The sequence below is a fragment of the Mycobacteroides sp. H001 genome (assembly GCF_001440005.1).
Lineage (GTDB): Bacteria > Actinomycetota > Actinomycetes > Mycobacteriales > Mycobacteriaceae > Mycobacterium > Mycobacterium gwanakae.
On the sequence record NZ_LJYH01000028.1, the window covers coordinates 40,533 to 58,977 of the forward strand.

The following is an 18,445-nucleotide window of genomic DNA, read 5'->3' on the forward strand; positions in this document are numbered from 1 at the left end:
CAGTCTTCACACCTCGCGTGCCGGACAGAGATAACCCAGTGCTGCCGCTAGCGACAGACGGCCGCGTGCACAACGGCTTTTGATGGTGCCCTCGGCGACCCCCAGCATTGCGGCTGCCTGCGAGACGCTGTAGCCATGCATATCGACAAGGAAGACCGCCGCACGTTGCCCCACTGGTAGGCGCTGCAGAGCGCGGCTAATCACCACCGCGGTGTCCTGCTCCCCTGACAGACCACCCGTATCTAGGTCCGCGTCAGCGAGGTCAGCGATGTCGGCTGTCTGCGCCTTGAGAGATTTGCGCATCCGTTCAGTACACGCGTTGATCAGGATCCGAGTCAGCCATGTGAGAACCGACGCATCATGCCGAAAACGCGACGCACCCCGACAAGCAGAAATCATGGCTTCCTGCAAAGCATCCTCAGCGTCCTGAGCATTCACACTTAACGTGCAGGCTACTCGGTACAAACGACGGTGATGACGCCGAAATAGCTCCTCGAACGCCGACCCGTCCCCTCCGACATATGAGGCCAACAACTGCGCATCCGAGAGCACCCAAAACACGATATCGGGGATTTGCCGACAACGGATCTCCGGCACACCTCCGTGACCGAGCACTCCGGCCGTGAGTGCCAAAAGGCCTAACTAACTGACCTGTAGCCCCAACGTCGAACGGACCGTTTGCTCATTTGTCGTCGAAGTCAGGACGGTTCTCTGCGATAGTGCCTCCGCGTACGACGCCTTCCTCATAGGTGCACTCAACGGTGGCGTAAATCTTCGGCGATTCCCTGCGCGCTCCAATCCCGGATCCACCCGCTGCGATCGGTGGAATCATTCCCGGCTGCCCCACACCCGTCTGTGCCGTACCGGCTTGCGTCTGCGCTGCCTGGAAACCTTGAAGGTTGGTAAGCCGTGCCGTTGCAGCTGACGTCGCCGTGGACGGACTGAATGCACCTCGAAGACCATCTGGTCGGCCACTGACGTTGCTTTCGGTCTTCATGCCTGAGGCACATGTTCCTGGGGTGACGCTTGGCTGCGCGGCTGCAGATCCGGCAACGGTAGTTGTTGAAGGCGCGGGCGAGGATGACATCGCGAATGGAACTGGCATATCGGGAAAGTCACTGCTCTTGAGCGCTTCGTCGACTTTCCGGCCGTCTGGCCGAGCGGACACGACCGCACTGGGTGCAGCAGCAGCTGTCGCTGGGGCAACCTGGGGCTGCTGTTGAAAAGGTGTCTGATTAGGAGATTGCATTTCCCGCTGCGGCCGAAGCTGACCCGTTCGGACAAGGAGATCACTCAGCGAATTGTCTGGAACAGAGGCGCTGGCGTTGAGCGCACGGCTGGTAGATGTTGCCGGAGCGGGAGCGGCGGCTGAAGGTTTAGCAGGCGCTGCGGGTCCGGGCGTGGATCTGGTCTGAGAGGTTGGGTTGGGCCCGGGCGTCTTCTTACCGTGATTCTCGCCGTCTTTGCCCTTCTTGCCTTTAACTTCTGACAGTTTGGCTCTGGCGCGCTTTTCGGCACGCTCGTAGTCCTCGTCGGCTTGCTTACGGCGCTCGTTCAGACCAGCTGAATGCTGTATCGCTGCTTTCATTTTCGCGTCAGCAGCGATCACCGCGACCCCCTCTACCCGTTTGAGTTCCTCGCTGGCCGCGCCTATCGCCTTTCGGGCGTCGGCCAGCTCTGAATCGCGAGGGGCGTTGCGGTTCCAGATTCGAGCCGCATCCTCCCGCATTTTCAGCGCCTCGGACACCAGGTTCAGACGGTCGGCCTTCTGCTCGTTGGCCTGGGCTTGCGCGATGAGCCGTTCGCAGGCCTTGTTGATGGTCTTGCCCTTGTTTTCCCCCGAGAGTTCGGTGCAGCGACGCCGTTGTTCGGTAGCGCGGCGCGAGAGTGCGAGTGCTTCCGCATGTGCGCTTGCCGAACCCAGATCGGTGGGTTTGTCTTCGCTCATGCCTGATCAGCCTTCCGTCGCTTTGATTTCCGCGCTGGCCTGCTGATCAGTGCCTACCTCGGCGGTGGCCCACTCGCGCAGCTCCTCGACGATCCCGCGTAGTTCCTTGGTGCGGGCGGAGGCCTCGTCGGCGATCTCTTTCACGATTTCGATGACAGCTGTATTGGTGGACGAGCCGTCGGTGGCCGCCGGCAGTTTCAGCAGTTTGAGGATGCGCGGGGCGGGGTCGTCTTTGGCCAGGGCATCAAAGGCGTCGATTGTTTCTGCCAGGGCTTGTGGGTCGCGGATGGCGACGGTGTCTTCGCCGCCACGCTCTTCAGTAGTCATGCGGGCATGTTGCGCTGTGCGGACAGGCTCGACCGAAGGCGGCGCGATCAGGGAGCAGTGAGTGCCGTTGCGCCCAGTCGTTGTAGGGCAGGCTCAAGGAAAGTTGCTTCGTCCTGACCGTTCTCAAATCCGCTGTGGATACCGACCAGACGAGCTTCGCCCTTTTGGTCGACCACAAAGACGGCCGCGCCAGAGTCTCCGCCTTGCGCCAGGCGTGGGGTGCGGACATATTGATCGTCCGCGGCGATCAGCGGACTACACACCACACCGCTCCAGGCTCCGTTGATGCAAATCGGAGTTCCTACTGGCAATCTGCGGACCTCGGACGCTGTCATCACCCCGACCACAGGCCAACGTCCGGCGATCTTGGTGGCAGACGAATCAACGTTTCCGGTCCAGATCACCGCGGAGTCGCTGTACCCCTGCGGGGTCGGCTTGTCTTCTGCCCCGGTGATTACTCCGATCGAAACAGGTTTGGCCGCATCGGTATCGGCGAAGACGAATACTTCGCCGCCGGGTGTCTGGTCGCAGTGGCCGGCCGTGATGAAGCCTTTCCCTCGCGCGCCGGTGACCAAGGGGCCCAGGGTGCAGTCTTTCGTAGACCCATCGGACTGGTGCTGTCCGATGGCGATTCCGGGATATGGCTGGGCTCCGTATTGGCTGCCATACGAATCCCGGGGCACCACCACCTTTCCGCTCACGTCGATGTATCGCGGCGCGGCGGGCGCGAGTGTTGCAGCTTTCTGCGTGATTGCCGAATCAGCCGCGGGCACCGCCTCGCCGGCGACGCCCGTCGTAGAGCACGCCGACACACCCACCGCAGCCAAGGCTGCAATAGCTGTCAGAGCGAACCGGCGTTTGCACATGCATCGATACTTGCACGCAGCCGCGCCATAAGCCGCGATGCAGCGGCTAGTCTTTCGATGAAGCGCACGAAACAGGGAGCCCTCGAGGACTGCTCAATCGCGCATCTGCGACATGAAGCTCGCTAGCCCGCTTCCATGACCTGCCGCAACAAGTGTTCCTATAGGCCGCGCGCACTCACATCGACAGTCTTTATCATCACGTCGACAAACCAACGAAAAATTGCGTCAAAATCATTGTTGCAATTGGTCTTTAGAGGAATCGTGACTGGCGGTTTCCGCTGAACGTTGTACTCCGCGACCGACAACGTGAATCCGTGACATTCGATCGACGTCCCAATCGCGAAATGAACGCAGCGCTTGTCGCCAACGATCTCCGCGCACTTCGGGCACAACCTGCATAGTTGGTCAACTAGATCGTCGCGGTCCCCACTCAACTTGAACACCGCTCCGGCCTTAGCTATCTGCATTGCGCATGTGACGTCGAGGCTGGGCAACTCCGCTTCATCGATACCTCCGCGGAACTCTCCCGGACGTCGATACTGCCCGTTTGATAGATAGCTGCGCACACTGTCCGCATCGTTAAGCGACGCTTGTACAGCGCTCGCCCGAAAACCCGACCACCGCGATCTCAGCACAGTTCCTGGACATGGTTTCAGCCTATGTGTGTCCCCTGCAGATGCCCTTCCTCCTATCGGAGCCGGCCCATAGCAGCCCGGTTTCGGGACGCTGGTCGCCGTAACCGCTGCCGTTGCCGGTTGTTTTGCGTACTGTCCTATCCGTGGTCTTGGAGAACGGGACAGCTTTCGAAGGTTATGCCGTTCAGTCCCTCCTGGGCAGCGGCGGGATGGGTGATGTGTACCTGGTCCGAAACACCCGACTGGACCGTCTTGAAGCGCTGAAGGTACTGCGGATGCAGATCAGCGAAGATGAGGACTACCGCGACCGATTCATGCGTGAAATCAAGCTGGCAGCCAAGTTGCGCCACCCCAACATCGTGCAAGTCCACCACAGTGGCGATCATGACGGTCAGCTATGGATGTCGATGGACTACATCGACGGCGCTGATTGCACTGAGCTGTTGAAGGAACGCGGTTCAGACGGCCTAGCGCCTATCGAAGTACTGCAGATCGTTTCGGCGATTGCCGATGCGCTGGATTACTCTCATGGTCAATCCCTATTGCACCGCGATGTCAAGCCCGCAAACATCTTAGTGACCACCGACGCCCGCACAGGGCGGAAGTCAATGTTCCTTGCAGACTTCGGCATTGCCCGCCCTCTGGATGATCTGCTGAGCAGTCTGACTGCCACCAATATGGTGCTCGGCACTGTTGGCTATGCGGCACCTGAACAAATCACCGGACAGACGTTGGATGGGCGCGCCGATCAGTATGCGTTGGCGGCCACGGCATTTCAGCTTTTCACCGGATCGGCGATCATGTCGAGCCCCAGCCTTCCCATGTTGATTCAGCGTGTCCGGACTCCGGCGCCCAAACTCTCGGACGTCAAACCAGAACTGGTCGCGTATGACGCGGCCATGGCGAAAGCTCTGTCGATCGATCCTGCCGATCGTTTCAGTACCTGTCGGCAATTTGCCGATGCGTTGGCCGGCAATACCGATACGCAGCTTCGTTCCGGCTACGCGCCAACCGACATGAACCACACACAGCTCAACCCGGCCAATCAGCGCGCATACGGGCCTCTGCCCACGCAGATTCGGCCGCTCGCGCAACCCCTGGTGTCTTCCCAGGGCCGTTCGGCCCCGGCGCAATCCGGTTCACACACTGCGCTCATCGCTGCCATCATTGGCGGCGCACTGATTCTGGGATGCCTTGTAGTGGGCGCGGCATGGCTGATGCGTCAATCCGACGCAGGTCAAACCTCTCAGGCTGTTGAGTCAACGCCAACTGCGCCAATGGTGACCGACGTCGTTTCAGTCATGCCAACGCCGTCGCAGGCTCCGTATCGTTCATCGAGCCGGCCACCCGAAGCACCCACAATGGTCCTGCCGGACGCCGACACAAGAGGATTTACCGGCTACAACGGGCTCGCTCGGTGCGTTTCCGGGGCGCGGGCTGAGTTCATCTTGCGGACCACAGAATCTGCGGTAGTTATCTGCAGATCCGCCTCTGGCAGTCTGTCGTACCGTGGATTACGGCTCAGCGATAACGCCACTCTCACACTGTCCAACGTTAAAGTCGCTACCGATGGATGGTTGGTCACCAACACCACTGAGGCCACCTACTACTACCTGGTGAACAGCGCAGGACTTCAGATATTCAAGGAAAGCAACCTGATCGGAGACGAGCCCGCTGTCGAAAGCGCGACTCCAAACTAGGAAGGCAGCAACCTAGCACCCACCGCTTGGCTGCGTGGCGCAGCGGGTCCGGTATTTCATCGTCTTACTCGAGGCTGCTGATTTGGTTACCGCTCGCTGGCGGCGAAGGTACGGCTTTGGGCAGTTTCCGGATGCGGTCGGCGTACTCGAATTCGATCTCTTGGATAGCTGCATCCATGCGTTCTAGCCGCTGCTGGTACTGGGCTGCTTGTTCCGCGCGAGCGATCTGCTCCGCGTCTAACTGAACCCGGACCGCCGGGCTGTCCAGTTCGTCAACAGACCAATCGTGACCATCACTTACCTGGGTGAACCTGGTCCCCTCGACTTCGTAGCCTTCGGACTCGATACGCCGAATCAACCGTAGGAACGGTTGTTTGCGTTCGTGAACAACGTTGCCGCATTCCTGAATGAGACGACTCAAATCGCGTAGCGCAGTCTCCACGAACACCGAGACTCGTATCCAGTCCTCCGAATCATTCATCAGCATGCTTGTCGTCATAGGCGCATCGACAGGAACCGCGTCTGTGATCGTTCGAAGCTGCGCATCCAAGGCGTCCAGCAGCTCGCGAGCGGCTAACCCTGTCGGCTTCTGGCCCAATTCACGCTCAATCTCCCGATGCAGGGAAACCAGTTTGGCGCGTAATCCGTGCAGAACCTTGATCATGACCCCACCCCTCTCGTGCAAGCGCCATGATAGGGACCTCGATGCATCGGCGGACGTAGATGCCTGCACTCATGTGGAAACTGGGCGCCGCGGTTGGCTGCAGTCGATCGCGGCAGCCGCGTCGTCATGCGTCAAAGCTATTCGACGAGAAGCTAGCAGCCCTCTCTGTCCGCTTTCATGAGCGTGGCCTGTATCTGCGCGGTGGCCACTTCATCCGTGACCAGCGCGGCGAGGTAAGCCGCGAACCCAGGCCCCGGCGTGTAAGTGCGATTGACCGCGTCGTAGGTCTCGCCTCGTTCAATCAGCCGGCGGCCCAACGTGGCAGCCGGAATGTCGGTCGATGGGAGCTTTTTGGACCGGATCACGGCATCGAGCGAGGCCATTGCCTCATCAAGTAGGCGCGACACCTTCGCCTTCTGTGCTGCCGGGCTTGGCTCTCGCGTATCGCCGAGCTCGAGCGTGACGGCCTTGGTCTGTGTCGCGCAGGCGATAGAGGACCCGAGAGTGTGCAGGTAAAGCTGCATCTCACGACCTGCGTTAGGAATCGTCGGCACTGTCTAGCCCTCCGCTTGATTGTTTCTGCCACATGCTGAATGCGTTGAAAATGCAGGCATTGAGTACGTCCTGGAGCTGGTCGAGCGGCATGCGCAGCATCCCGTCACTGATACCGATGTAGACGATCTGCTGGTCCTGCACGGCTACAGCGACGTGCGGGTCATCTGGATCGTCGATTGCGATGCCAACGGCCTCAGCAGAAACGAACGCCGCCTCTGACCACACGTTCTCCATGTCAGCGAATATCTCAGCAAGTGTCCTTGTCATGGTCACTTCACTGCTGCGGGGTCGAGGTTGTGCACCGTCGATGACGGCACAGCCGAGCCGCCGCCGGTGTCCGTGGCCGCCGCGTTGGCCGGAGCCGAACCACCGGCCTTGGGAATACCGGGGCTTCCGGTCGACGGCACGGACTGCGGCGGTGCAGCTGGCGGATGCGCTGCGCCCGTGGGTTGCCCGGGGGTAGCGGCTGCCGGTGAGGCGTCGGCTGGAGCCGTGGGTGCGTCGGTGGCTCCGGGCACCGAGAACGGCACGCCGGAGGTCGGGCCCGACACCGGGCCCTGGCCAGCAGCCGCGGCGCCGGGGTCACCGAGGCGGAAGTAGCCTGCGCGCGAACCCATGTCATGTGGCAGCTCAGAGGCATCGACGTTCTTGTACTGGCTCAGGTCGTAGAACTTGCCGTCGCCGAGCACCATGTAGTGCTTGTCGCCGGCGACCACGAAGTCACCGGGCTTGGCCTCGGCGGGCGCGATCTGCTTACCGGGGTCCTGGCCGGGCACCGGCGGGGTCAGCCCCGACTGCGCCGCGGCGTCGGCCAGCGAGATCGGGTGGTTCGGGTCTGCTGCCGCGAGCAGCTTGGCCATCTTCGCGGTCTTGGCGTCGGGGAAGTGAGTCTTCTTGCCCTTGACGTCGACGGTCGTGTCCGGCGGTCCCGCAGCGGGTTTGGGCGCACCCGGTGCCGGAGTGCCGGGCGCGGGCGTGTTGGGCGCCGGGGCCCCGGGAACGACCGGGTTGTTGGTCGGCAACGGCTTGGGAAGCGACTTCTCCTCGCGCTTCTTGGTGTCGTCCTTCTTGTCCTCGACGAGCTTCTTGGGCTCGGTGTCGGCCGGCTTGGAGGTCGGGGATGTCAGCGGAGTACCGCCACCGTGGCCACCCCCGAGTGGGCTTCCGCCCAAAGGCGATCCGCCAGGAGTGCCGCCAAGTCCTTTGTTTCCCAGGCTCGAGAGCAGCTTGCCCAGATCGTCGCCCTTGGACTCGAGCTTCTTCTCCGGTGGAGGAAGAACAGGCGGAACAGTGGCCGACAACGGCAGCGGCGCGGGCTTGGTGCTGGGAGCCGCTGGAGCAGTTAGCGACGGTGACTTCGCGGTGTAGATCGGTGCCGGTGCGGTGTCGAAGAGCTGACTGAGCTTGTCGTTGGAGGCCTCGAGCTGAGTCTGCGCGGCTGCGGACTTTGCCTTCATCGCGCTCGCGGGTCCTTGGTCCGACAGATGCCCGTCATTGGCAAGCTGTTGGCGTGCAGTCTTATTGGCATCCAGTACCGCCTGGTACATAGCGGCACCGCTCTTGCTCACTGCGGACAACTGTGTCATCAGCGGCTTGACTTGGCTTTTGAGTTCAGCCATCGCCGCCAGATGCGGTGCGAGTTCTTGTCGGTACCGATGAAAGTACGGCTCATCGGACTGGCTCATCGTCCGGTCTACCTCGGCGAACAATTCAGATACGCCCCGAAGCCAGTTAGTGAACGCCTTCTCTACCTCCGGGGTGTCCAGCTTCAAAGCCACCGGTGGGCTTGCATTCCACACGGTGCCTTCAGGGCCGTCCTGGAAACCAAACACCTTCTCCTGCTGAGCTTCACGCAACAACGCATCCAGCTCCTTCACACCAGAAGAATCTTTTGCAGAGGCGGGCAGCATGAACGTCGACACACCATCGGGGGCCTCCCACACGCCCGGGTGCCCAACACCGCTCAAATCCCAGGCTGCGGCGGCACCCATACCGAGCCAGCCAATCGGACCAGGGATCACACCGATCAGGTTGAGCACGCTTGCCACATAATCGCCGTCCTTGAACGACTTCCACGCAGAGAAACCAGCGACAATCGAACCGACACCAGGAATCGCCCGCGCCAGGACCTTGGCCACGGCCTTGCCACCTGCAGTCGGCATCTTCGTGGCCACCGTGCCGCCCAGCTTGCCCGCCCAATGTTGCCCAGCGTTCCACTGTGCTGCCGCCAGATTTTTGACGCCGGCGACCGGCTCTGTTTTGAATTTCCGCAATGCGGACGGTGGAACACCCATCTGGGTACCCACCCGGCCAGGGGTCCAGCTCCTACCGCCGCCCTTGTGCGCATCCTCGCCGTTCACCGATGCAGCCTTTTGCGCGCCATCGGCTTTCTCGGCTGCCTTCGGTTCGGCTGCGGGTTTCGTCTCATCGGTCTCATCGACGGTCTCCACATCCAACGGTTCCTCGCTCACCGGTCGCCTCCGAACTCGGCGGCGGTGTATCGCCGCACGGTGGCCGTTGAGATGCCATAGCGTGCGGCGGCCTCAGGAACGAACCGCTGGCCGCTGGCGACCAGCACGGCGACGTGCCGGCGGACCTCAGCGTTGGGGATCTTGTGCCCGAAAGCGCGGCATTCCAGGCCGCGTGATGTGGTGGTCATAGGCGGCGGTGTATCACGCGGCGTGAAAAAACTTAGGCTGAGGCGCGGACGGACGTGCACCTGTCGCCGTTACCAACTTCGTCTCGGAGCCACGCACCCCGGCACTGCGTCCGCCTATCCGCGCCGGCGCTGGTAGATGCATTCCGAACTGCTCTCCGTGGCCCGAACGGACTACCGGCATGGCGTCACCATCCTGTCGTGCCACGTCGATACGCTCGGATCTCCACGGATGTGGGCCGATATCCCGGCGGGCATCCGCCTGACGAATCTCGGTGGGCCTTCTTCGTCACATGCGGCATAACGCGCGGTTGGCCGACGTTAGACTGTAACGAAATCGGTGACACCTGGTGAAAGTGTTTTACGAGGACCGGAAGGTCCAGAAGCTGTGTACGGACGAGCGGGAGATGCGGAAGAAACGTGGGGACATCGCCGACAAACTCCGCCTGCGGGTCAACGCGCTGCGCACGGCCGAGACGGTGGGCGAACTGGCCACCATCGACCCGTTGGGCTATTGGCACCAGCTTCATGAGGACCGCGCCGGCGAGTGGGCCGGGAAGCTCAGCGATAACTACCGTCTGCTGATCCGGCCCGAAGGCGAGGTTGAGCCCTGGGACGCGGTCACCGTGACAGTCACTGAGATCAACGACTACCACTGAGAGGAGAAGCCAATGACCACAACCAATTACGCCGTCGCCCCCGGGGAGTACCTGGAAGAGTGGATCGACGATCAGGGCTTCTCCCAGCAGCGCGTGGCCGAGATGCTGGGGTGCAGTCGCAAGCAGGTCAACGAGATCGTTCACGGGCGTGCCCCAATCACCGCGGACACGGCGAGGCGATTGGAACGCGTGGTCGGGATACCCGCCGACGCGTGGCTGCGGTACGAGGCGGCATACCGGGCGGACCAGAGCCGCATCGCCGAGGAGGAGGACCTCGCGGAGCACGCTGACGCCATCGACTCGAACGCCGCGACCTACCTGCGGAGCCTCGGCGCCACGACTGCGACGCGTGCCAATCCGGGTCGCCTGGTGTCGGACTTCCTCGCCTTCCATCGCTGCGGCACCTGGGAGGTCTACCAGCACCTTCACGAGACCGCGTCGAAGGGTGACTACGCGCTCGCGGCGTTGAAGGAGTCTGGCGCCGACGTAGCGCGGACAGCTCTGACTGCGTGGCTTCGCGCCGCGGAGCTCACCGAGCCGTTTGAGCGCGGCCGGAAGTACGACTACGACGAGGTGCAGTTGCGCGCGGCGCTGCCGGAGCTGCGAGCGCGGGCGGCCCGACCGGACAAGACGATGCTCCGCGATATCGCGGGCCTGCTCGCGGAGATCGGCGTCGTCCTCATGGTCGTTGAGCCGCCGAAGAACTTCCCGCTGCTCGGGATGACACGGTGGATCGACAAGCAGGTGCCGGTCATCCAGCAGACGGGTCGCTGGGGCAAGGACGGCTTCGTGATCTGGGCCTTGTTCCACGAACTCGGTCACGTGCTCAACGACCCCCGCGGCGAGATGCATCTGGAGTTCAAGACGGAGAAGAAGCGCACCAGTGCCGCCGAGAAGGGAGCGAACCAGTTCGCCTTCGAGACGCTGTTCGGCGCCAGCGGCATCGCACCGTTCCAAGGCCTCACCCGGGACGGTGACATCGTGCGCGCTGCGAGGCAGGTGGGGATCTCTCCGGGGGTTGCCGTGCACCAGATGCACCGGCGGCGTCTGCTCGACTACCGGTTCGGGAACAACCTCTGCGCGGACCTCAAAGGCACATTCACTGCGTAGTTGTCGACAACATGAGGACCGGCGAGAACGCTTCACCGGCCGTCCATGAATGAGCTACACCAGTGAACTCATTTGTGACATAGCTGTCCAGGACTGATGACCGCTGCGGCAGGGAGAGCCGCGGCGAGCTGGCATAGTTCGAGATCCAAGGGATCAGGTAGGGGGGCGTCACACATGACGAAGGACAAACGGCGCAGCGGTGAGGGCGATTGCGGCATCTCATCGTCCTTGACGGTGGGAGGACGATTCCTGGTCGGCGCTGTGCTCGCGTTGATGGTGTTGACTGGGCTGCTGCCGACCGCCGGAGCGGAGCCCAACTATCCGGACGTCGATTCGTTGATTGACGACAGTGGTCCGTTGCCCCGCGATGCCGCAGAGCTCATGCAGACGTCCAACCTTCTGTTCACCACCCCGTCAGGCATCGTCTGCAAGAAAAGTGTCGTCCGGGAAGCTCCCGGGGTGATCTGTGCCGGAGATATGCCCGGGACTCCGCCGGGGACGCGAGCCGTGGCCATGCACGGAACCTACGATGCTTTGGCCAACGGTCCCGCCCAGTTCCTGTGGATTGATCCAGATCAGTTTTTCGAGGACACCCGCGGGCAGGTACCGGTCTTGCTGCCTACCGGCCACAAGTTTGTGTTCTGGGCCTTCTCCAGCACCCAGTCGTTCGTCTGTGGGGTGCCTGCGTCGGCAGCGCTGATATGCGTGTTCAAGGCGTCATCGGAATACTTGAACACCGCACCCGCAGTTACTCACGGGTTCGTTATCTCCGCATCTGGAAGTCGAGTCTTCTGAGCGCGACTTGTGTTGGCGTGGGCTAACTGTCAGTCCGATCAGTGCGACTAGCTAGCCAGGCAGCCATCAGGTTGCTCACGAACTCGCGTCCCTCCGCGAGACACATCGGGTTGGCGAGAACGTCTGTCCGCCGCCCTGCGTGGCGATGTGGCTGAGCGGAACCGGTGAACCTCGACACTTGGGGTTTCGTGGCTGTACCTAGAATACGAACATCAACCACAGAAGCGCGGATAATCTCAAAGACGTTGTAAAGGTCGGGCCACTCCAGCGCTGGTCGAGCCATAATCGTAAGTGCTTCAACAATTTCAGGTTGAGACTGCGCAGTAGCGAGCCAACCAGGCCACGGCGAGCGAACCTCGGGGACGTTGACGACGTTGCCTTCCGGGTTGGTGACGGTGACGGTCGGTGTTCCGCCGCCGACGCGAATCTCTGCTGGCTTGGGCCTGACGACGTAACTCTGGAGGTCACCTTCAGTGCACCTACCGCTGGCCGAAACTGGCTGCACATTAGGGTTATTCACCCGAGCTAGTCCAACGAGCGTGTCAAGAAGACGGTCTGCAGCGTCGTAGTAGGCCACGCCCACTGACGGGTTATCGATGGACGGCGCGGTGAGATAAAACTCGTGGCCTTCGCGTATCACCCTAGTGTCACCGTCCGGCAGGAGGTCCGCGAGAGACTGGAGGTCCAGCAGGTGGCCCTCTAGCCAAATTTTCTTCGTCGCCATGAATTACTGACGCTACACACGGCTGCACGTGTCTGTCGGGATTCCCGGGAGGAAATGGGCGCGGGCGCTGCTTGGACGAACTCTTGACACGGGCGGTGCCGCTCGACGACTTCGAGATCCTCAGAAAATGCCGGTTCCGTTGCCGTGAACCGCTGCACTGCAACAGAATAACCGTTGACAATCGTCACGATTGTCAACGCGACACTGGCGTCTATATCGCTCAAATCTCTGACCACGCCGATCACGCGCGTCCTGCGGGGCACCGCGAGGGCGCCGAACTGGTCACCCGCGATTCCTCCTCGCGCTTTGGAAGGCTTCCGGGTAGTCACGCTGACCAGGAACCCAACGGAAGCGGATTTGTAGCTCCTGCCGTGACGGGCCGTGGCGGGGTACCAGGGTATAAGTGCAGGCGGCGCTAAATCCGAAGGGCCGCTCACAGATGCAATATTTGGTGTCTATGCGCAGCGGGAGCCCCAGGTGCTCGTCGCAGAGCAGGGCAAGGAACTCGTCATGCCGGGTCGCAAGATTGGGTGAGCAGGACGACACATCATCGGTCGTCAACTCGAGTATCCACGTGCCGGGGTTAATCCAGCCGTCAACGATGTACGGCGCCCCAAGGCTATGGAAGATGGCGAGTCGTCGCAGGAGCCCCGATCCCAGCGATGCACACCAGGCATGGATATCGACAATGGTGTCCTCATATTCCTGCGGGCTCGCGGGACCCCAGCGTGGGCTACAACCATCGGCTTCCAGTTCTCGTTGCCTCAGCGACAGCACTGGACGCTAAGAAACTGCGGCCCGAATCGTAACTGCCGCTGGCGTTCCGATAAGCCCAACAGTCAGGTCTCTACCCGAGACACCGAGCAGCCGCAGCCCCGGTACACCGTGTTCAACAGGGCCTTCAGGTCCGCTGATCGGGAGCAGCACTTCGCATACCCGTTGCGCGGTTGCTCGGCTGGTCGTCGGACGTTCGTCAAGGTGGATGACCGGTGTTCCACGCCCGGGGATCCTGATACGACAAGCATCGATTGGATATGTTTTCTCTCCCCACGACGCCCGTTGTAAGCGCGCCATCATCCACGATTCGAGAAGTGCCTGATCGCCGACGGCTGATGGAATGAGAGCGTGTGGAGAGGACTGCTTCCCGATGCGTTTGTGGAGGATCTGGCGTGGCGATTCACCGGTGAGTAGGCACCGCTGTTTCAAAGATCGACGAAAGTGTGACACGGTCATCCCTTTTCAGGCACTTGCCACCGAAGCGCCGTTGGGTTGCCGGCGTAATCCTTGATCAGAATGCTTGTCGAATGGTGCAGTCGAAACACCTGCTTGATCCCCGTGTTGCGCCGTAAATGCGGTGGCCCGGCACCGGGGATAGGCCTCCAAGACGGCCATCGCAATGGATACTGCCGTGCAGCAACCAGATTCGCAAGCTTTTCGCCCGAGTGTCGATCGCGTATCGGCGGCGCCTGAAGGGTGTTGTGGATCCCCGCCTGGGGAGTAGCGGTTCAGCAACCGATGCCATTCTCCGACAGCGGCCTACCCGCTGCTATTACGGCGGCGAGTGGCTTCTCGGCGATTTTGCAATGGCCGGAGACCTCGCCGCGTCCCCGGCTGTTCGCACGCGACTAGCTAGCTGATCTCTCGCCTCACCGAGGGATGTGACAGTCCCCGTCGAGGTGAAGTGATATCACCGCTTGGATCGCAGCTCAGCACACCACCAGGCAGGTATTGATTTCTTTCTTCCAGTCATAGGGGTCACGCAGGCCCCCTCTTAAAGGGGGGCCTGCGCGTGACCCCCTCACGCGTAACGTCACGGCAGATCACGCCGCGATCAAAAGTGCAGTTCAGTGGGTCACGCTGTGAGTCACGGGGGTCACGTTCTCTGTTATAGAGAAAAAGCTCTCGTGACCCCAGCCGTGACCCATTAAAGCGGTGTGGGACCAGTCGGCGCGTAAAACACTGCACCCGTCTGGGAATGCTTACCATTGCGGCGGAGACGGCCAGATTTGACGTAGCCCTCAAGCTTGCGGCGGGCTTTCTCGATGTCGTTTTTGTTCGGGTGATCCGTCTCGTGCATGCGTGCCGCCGCGGCAGCCGCGACGATGCCCGTGCCGTGCTGGTGATATGCCTCCCGCGCCATTGCAATCAGATCGACTTCACCCTGCAGGCTCATTGAGCCAGCGGATCCGTCATGCAGGATTTCGAGCGGGCCGACGTCGTTCGCCGGTTGTTTGAGGTGGCGCAGCTTCACAATCGGGTCGCCCGGCTCTCCCGACAGATGGATGATGGAGCCCAGACCGCTGGTCAGCCAGGTGCTGCCATAAATCATGTCGACCGCCGAGCTCGAATCACCACCGGGCGTTGACTTTCGGGTGTGATGAAGCTCCAGAATTTGGCCGCCATCCGCTATTAACGCCTGGCGTGCCCGATTCCAACCAGCTCCAACCTCGTCGTTCGACAGACCGATAGCTGCGTCCTTGAGGCTGTCCACTACGACCACATTGGCGCGAGCGGAGTACGCCATGCCAAGGAGGAGCTGAGGTTGCTTGGCCAGATCAGACAGTGGCGGCCCCTGCCATACGACGAGCTTTTCCGCCAGAACCTCGCGGTCGAGGTCGCCAAGCTGACGACGCAGCGCTCTTGCAATCTGGCGTGGGCGGTCCATGGCCAAGTACAGCACTCGGTATCCGCCCTTAACCTGGTAGCCGAGCACCTCGCCGCCAACAAGAAGGCCACGTACTAGCAGGCCAGCGAGCGTGGTCTTGCCGACGCCCTGCGGCCCGGCGATCATCGCGCCTTCGCCCTCTGCCCAGAGCACGTCATCGCCGCATCCCCATATTGCGGGTGTTGTGTCCGGAATATCGAGTACGAACGATCCTCCATCGACGTAACGGTCGCCAACAATCCCGATCGACGCGTCGGCGGTAGCAGGTATCTCGACCTTCGACGGACCCACAGTTAGAAGGTGGCGGACTTGCTGCACCGCAGGTGCCGGCACAGCCGCGTAGTTTGTCTTCGCTGCAATCTCCGCCACCTTGGCCTTCAACCGCTTGGTCACCAAATCTGGATCAGAGAGCGGGAGGTCATCGAGCAGCGAGTCATACTCAGCCACGGTCAAGTTCTGTCGCAGCGTTTCAAAAAGCGCCTCTCCCTCAGCTCGACCTTCTTGAACTCCCTTCTTCCATATGGGATCTGTTGAGTCATCAGGTTCGACGGGCACACGGCTGAGCATCGCGTTCAGTTCAGCTCGATTGAGCTGATGCATGGGAGCATCAACAGGTACCGGTGGATGCGTGTACACGTCGTAGCGGTCGGGACGTCGGTGAACATCGGCGACGTCGCTACCCCAATTGCAGGTGTCAGCGTCGTGGGTCACTACGACCAAGCGCTCATCGCGGTAGCTCTCATATGCAGGGCAGCCGCATTCGACTCTGACAGCCTGACCACTATCGCAATCGGTGACCCGCGTCATGTACGGGTCTACGATGTCGCCCCAAGTCGGAGTGTCGCTGTCGGCAACGCTAGTGGGGATCGGCGGTTCAGATACACTCACGGCTATCTCCTTGGCAGGGGGATGAATTCAATACGAGGCCCGGCGTTCCTGCGCCGGGTTTTCTCGTCTCAGGGATCAGGCAACCGCTGCTGCGCGGTCGAGGTACTCGTAGATCCAGCGACGTCGGATCCTCCACTGACGGCCAACCCGGGCAGCTTGTAGGTCGCCGGATTTGATCAGATCCATCAGCACCGGCAGACTGATCTTGAGCTCTCTGGCTGCGGCGTCGGGCCGCAGCACTTCATTGACGCTGGAATGCCCTGTCTCTGTTTCGTTTTCAGTAGACATCGCGTGGCCCTTTCGAATTTGGGTGGATTGTGTTCGCTTTCAATTGAGTAGACCACCGATTTCTCGGGATGCAAATTGCGCGATGCTCGCGACTTTCGGCGTGTCGCGCAGCGTCCCAATGGATTTCATTCTCTGTTTTAGAGAATGGTGAGCCGCCAACAGTTTTCCTTCAGCGCCTCGCCGCCTCGCTCTTGAGTCGCGCCACGGTCGTCCGATGGAGCCCTGAAGCGGCCGCCGCCGCGCGCTGCGACTGGCCAGCGGCCAACGCGGCCATCGCGACGGCCACGTCTGTCGCCGAGCCTTTGACGGCCCCGGCCGCCACCAGTTGTTCGGCGGCCGACAGGTGGCCGTCCTGCACCATCCCGGCGCTAGCCGAGTGAAACACGACCGGATCCGCGGTGGCCGCCCGGCCGTCCACCGCCTTGAACTGCGGCTTTATCTGATCTTCGGCCAACTTACGAACATCAGCTGCCATCGGGGCCGGCACAGCGACCGCGTCGGCCGGTGCTTGGTCAACAGCGACCGGCCGGGTGATCGCCTCCGCTTCTCGTGCCAGCTGCCGTGGTCGCTCCAGCACAAGTGCGGTCGTGCTGGCGGCCACCATGACATCGACCACCACCGGCAGCAGATACGCGGTCCACCCCGTGTGTCCAACCAACCGGGCAAGTCCGGCCAGGGCCTCGAACGACAACACGAACGCCGAGACGGCCACCACCGCTACGGCTGTCAGCACCGCCGCCCGCACCGTTCCGCGAGCACGAGCGGCGACACCAACCGAGTGGACAGCCGCCGCCAGACCCAGCGGCGCGACTGCGGCCACGGCGATGGACACGGCCGTATGCGCATTAGGGCGGGCTATCAGCGTGTAGCCAATGTTCCCGGCCAGGCTCACCATGGTCGAAGCCAGGAGCGTCGATCCGAACCATGCACGTGCGCTCATTGCGCAGCTCCGATTTCATTGGCACGGAGCAGATTGCCTGCACGCTCGCATATGTCCGTCCACACATCGCCAGCGATCCAGCGCTCACACGCCGCGGTGTTTCCAGCTTCGATAGCCTCGGTTTCAGCCTGCGCCCGTGTCAGCGCGCTGTCGCCGCGGATCAACTCGGCGACAGGGATACCCCGGATGAGCGCCTCCGCAACAGCCCCGCAGTACAGGGCCACAGCGAGACCATAACCACGATCAAAAGCCAGCTCGCGCGCCGCGCGCCGCACCGCCTCGGCCGTAAGTTGTCGGTGCTGCTCGCTCACGCTCGACATGATCACGGTCCACGCGTGATCGATGAGCCGATGCAGTTTCTCCCTGGCAGCAGGGGTGATCCGTTCCTCCGCCTCAAAACCCCGAGGATCAAGTACTAGCTCGCCCTCCAAAAGGAGTAACCAAGAACGGTAGTTGCGGCGGTGAACATCTCCGAAACGCACACGCGCACGCGCATAGATTGCTCCGTAACACAACACGATTGAGGTCAAGCCGGGGGACAAGTCAGTGACATCAAGGAGCCAGCGTGTGACCGCTCGGGCAGCAGCTTGAGCCTGGGCCTCTACGTCAGCGTGGGCTGCCCGTCCGGCCTCGTGTGGATCCATGGAACGGGCGTTCACCTGGTCACCTGAACTTTTTCAAACCCGCGCAGCCACCGGATTAGGTCCTGTTCCCAGATGATGATTCTGCGGCCTCGACGGTATGCCACCAACTCCCCGTCCGAGATCGCCGAGCGCAGCGTCCGGTCGCTGAAAGTCGACCTTTCCACTGCCTGCGCAAGACTGAGAACGCCTGCTGAATCAAAGTGTTCAGCTTGCTTGGCGACTCCCGCCGGGGGAATTGCAGTACCCATCGTCTTTCCCTTCCATGTCTTAGCACGGTGGTTCCGTGCGTAGTGCGGCATATGGTGAACCACACGGCACGGGGCGGCACCACGCGGCGCGACTTCCAGTCTCAGGCGGCTTTTGGGAGATTTTCTCCGTACC

Annotated in this window: 18 protein-coding genes; 4 read left to right on the top strand and 14 right to left on the bottom strand. The window is 61.7% G+C overall.

Annotated elements, in window-relative coordinates:
- Positions 1-6: 6 nt before the first annotated feature.
- The 4 genes from sigM to AOT83_RS10950 form a co-directional block, all read right to left on the bottom strand.
- Positions 7-573 (bottom strand): RNA polymerase sigma factor SigM, encoded by a 567-nt coding sequence (gene sigM, locus AOT83_RS10935; RefSeq protein WP_057965416.1) that lies wholly within the window; start codon positions 571-573, stop codon positions 7-9.
- Between the two features lie 109 nt (positions 574-682).
- Positions 683-1,948 carry a hypothetical protein gene (locus AOT83_RS10940; RefSeq protein ID WP_057965310.1) on the bottom strand — a complete coding sequence of 422 codons (1,266 nt, stop codon included), beginning with the start codon at positions 1,946-1,948 and terminating at the stop codon, positions 683-685.
- Positions 1,949-1,954: 6 nt separating this feature from the next.
- Positions 1,955-2,275, bottom strand: a complete 321-nt coding sequence (locus tag AOT83_RS10945; protein ID WP_057965311.1) for a hypothetical protein — start codon at positions 2,273-2,275, stop codon at positions 1,955-1,957.
- Between the two features lie 47 nt (positions 2,276-2,322).
- A complete protein-coding gene (locus AOT83_RS10950) occupies positions 2,323-3,141 on the bottom strand; it encodes a S1 family peptidase (RefSeq protein WP_234797723.1) in 819 nt (272 codons plus the stop codon).
- Positions 3,142-3,919: 778 nt separating this feature from the next.
- Here AOT83_RS10950 and AOT83_RS26790 point away from each other — a divergent pair.
- Entirely contained in the window at positions 3,920-5,476 is a 1,557-nt protein-coding gene (locus tag AOT83_RS26790; protein WP_082628290.1) for a serine/threonine-protein kinase, read from the top strand.
- A 64-nt stretch (positions 5,477-5,540) separates the two neighbouring features.
- Here the strand turns inward: AOT83_RS26790 and AOT83_RS10965 are convergent, their stop codons facing one another.
- The 5 genes from AOT83_RS10965 to AOT83_RS10985 form a co-directional block, all read right to left on the bottom strand.
- Positions 5,541-6,140 carry a hypothetical protein gene (locus AOT83_RS10965; RefSeq protein ID WP_057965314.1) on the bottom strand — a complete coding sequence of 200 codons (600 nt, stop codon included), beginning with the start codon at positions 6,138-6,140 and terminating at the stop codon, positions 5,541-5,543.
- Between the two features lie 152 nt (positions 6,141-6,292).
- On the bottom strand, positions 6,293-6,664 hold the full coding sequence (locus AOT83_RS10970; RefSeq protein ID WP_057965315.1) for a hypothetical protein: 372 nt from the start codon (positions 6,662-6,664) through the stop codon (positions 6,293-6,295).
- A 13-nt stretch (positions 6,665-6,677) separates the two neighbouring features.
- Positions 6,678-6,929, bottom strand: a complete 252-nt coding sequence (locus AOT83_RS10975) for a hypothetical protein (protein WP_234797724.1) — start codon at positions 6,927-6,929, stop codon at positions 6,678-6,680.
- Between the two features lie 35 nt (positions 6,930-6,964).
- A complete protein-coding gene (locus AOT83_RS27345) occupies positions 6,965-9,166 on the bottom strand; it encodes a hypothetical protein (RefSeq protein WP_057965317.1) in 2,202 nt (733 codons plus the stop codon).
- Positions 9,163-9,354: a hypothetical protein gene (locus AOT83_RS10985; RefSeq protein ID WP_057965318.1), complete on the bottom strand. Its 192-nt coding sequence runs from the start codon at positions 9,352-9,354 to the stop codon at positions 9,163-9,165. Before AOT83_RS10985 ends, AOT83_RS27345 begins: the two co-directional genes overlap by 4 nt.
- Before the next feature lie 353 nt (positions 9,355-9,707).
- On the opposite strand from AOT83_RS10985, the gene AOT83_RS10990 reads away from it, so the two are divergent.
- From AOT83_RS10990 to AOT83_RS11000, 3 genes are all read left to right on the top strand, one after another.
- A complete protein-coding gene (locus tag AOT83_RS10990; RefSeq protein ID WP_267888689.1) occupies positions 9,708-10,010 on the top strand; it encodes a type II toxin-antitoxin system RelE/ParE family toxin in 303 nt (100 codons plus the stop codon).
- Positions 10,011-10,022: 12 nt separating this feature from the next.
- Positions 10,023-11,120 carry a HigA family addiction module antitoxin gene (locus AOT83_RS10995; RefSeq protein ID WP_057965320.1) on the top strand — a complete coding sequence of 366 codons (1,098 nt, stop codon included), beginning with the start codon at positions 10,023-10,025 and terminating at the stop codon, positions 11,118-11,120.
- Positions 11,121-11,294: 174 nt separating this feature from the next.
- Entirely contained in the window at positions 11,295-11,915 is a 621-nt protein-coding gene (locus tag AOT83_RS11000) for a hypothetical protein (RefSeq protein ID WP_057965321.1), read from the top strand.
- A gap of 22 nt (positions 11,916-11,937) precedes the next feature.
- On the opposite strand, the gene AOT83_RS11005 is transcribed toward AOT83_RS11000, so the two are convergent.
- From AOT83_RS11005 to AOT83_RS11025, 5 genes are all read right to left on the bottom strand, one after another.
- Complete coding sequence (locus AOT83_RS11005) at positions 11,938-12,639, bottom strand: hypothetical protein (protein WP_057965322.1); 702 nt, start codon at positions 12,637-12,639, stop codon at positions 11,938-11,940.
- A gap of 1,924 nt (positions 12,640-14,563) precedes the next feature.
- The gene (locus tag AOT83_RS11015; protein ID WP_082632796.1) at positions 14,564-16,192 is read right to left on the bottom strand and encodes an AAA family ATPase; all 1,629 of its coding nucleotides are present in this window, start codon (positions 16,190-16,192) and stop codon (positions 14,564-14,566) included.
- A gap of 75 nt (positions 16,193-16,267) precedes the next feature.
- Positions 16,268-16,480, bottom strand: coding sequence for a helix-turn-helix domain-containing protein (locus tag AOT83_RS26805; protein WP_081343813.1), 213 nt, complete (start codon positions 16,478-16,480; stop codon positions 16,268-16,270).
- A 169-nt stretch (positions 16,481-16,649) separates the two neighbouring features.
- Complete coding sequence (locus AOT83_RS11020) at positions 16,650-17,420, bottom strand: DUF2637 domain-containing protein (RefSeq protein ID WP_057965325.1); 771 nt, start codon at positions 17,418-17,420, stop codon at positions 16,650-16,652.
- Positions 17,417-18,079 (bottom strand): hypothetical protein, encoded by a 663-nt coding sequence (locus AOT83_RS11025; protein WP_057979750.1) that lies wholly within the window; start codon positions 18,077-18,079, stop codon positions 17,417-17,419. Before AOT83_RS11025 ends, AOT83_RS11020 begins: the two co-directional genes overlap by 4 nt.
- Positions 18,080-18,445: the final 366 nt, after the last annotated feature.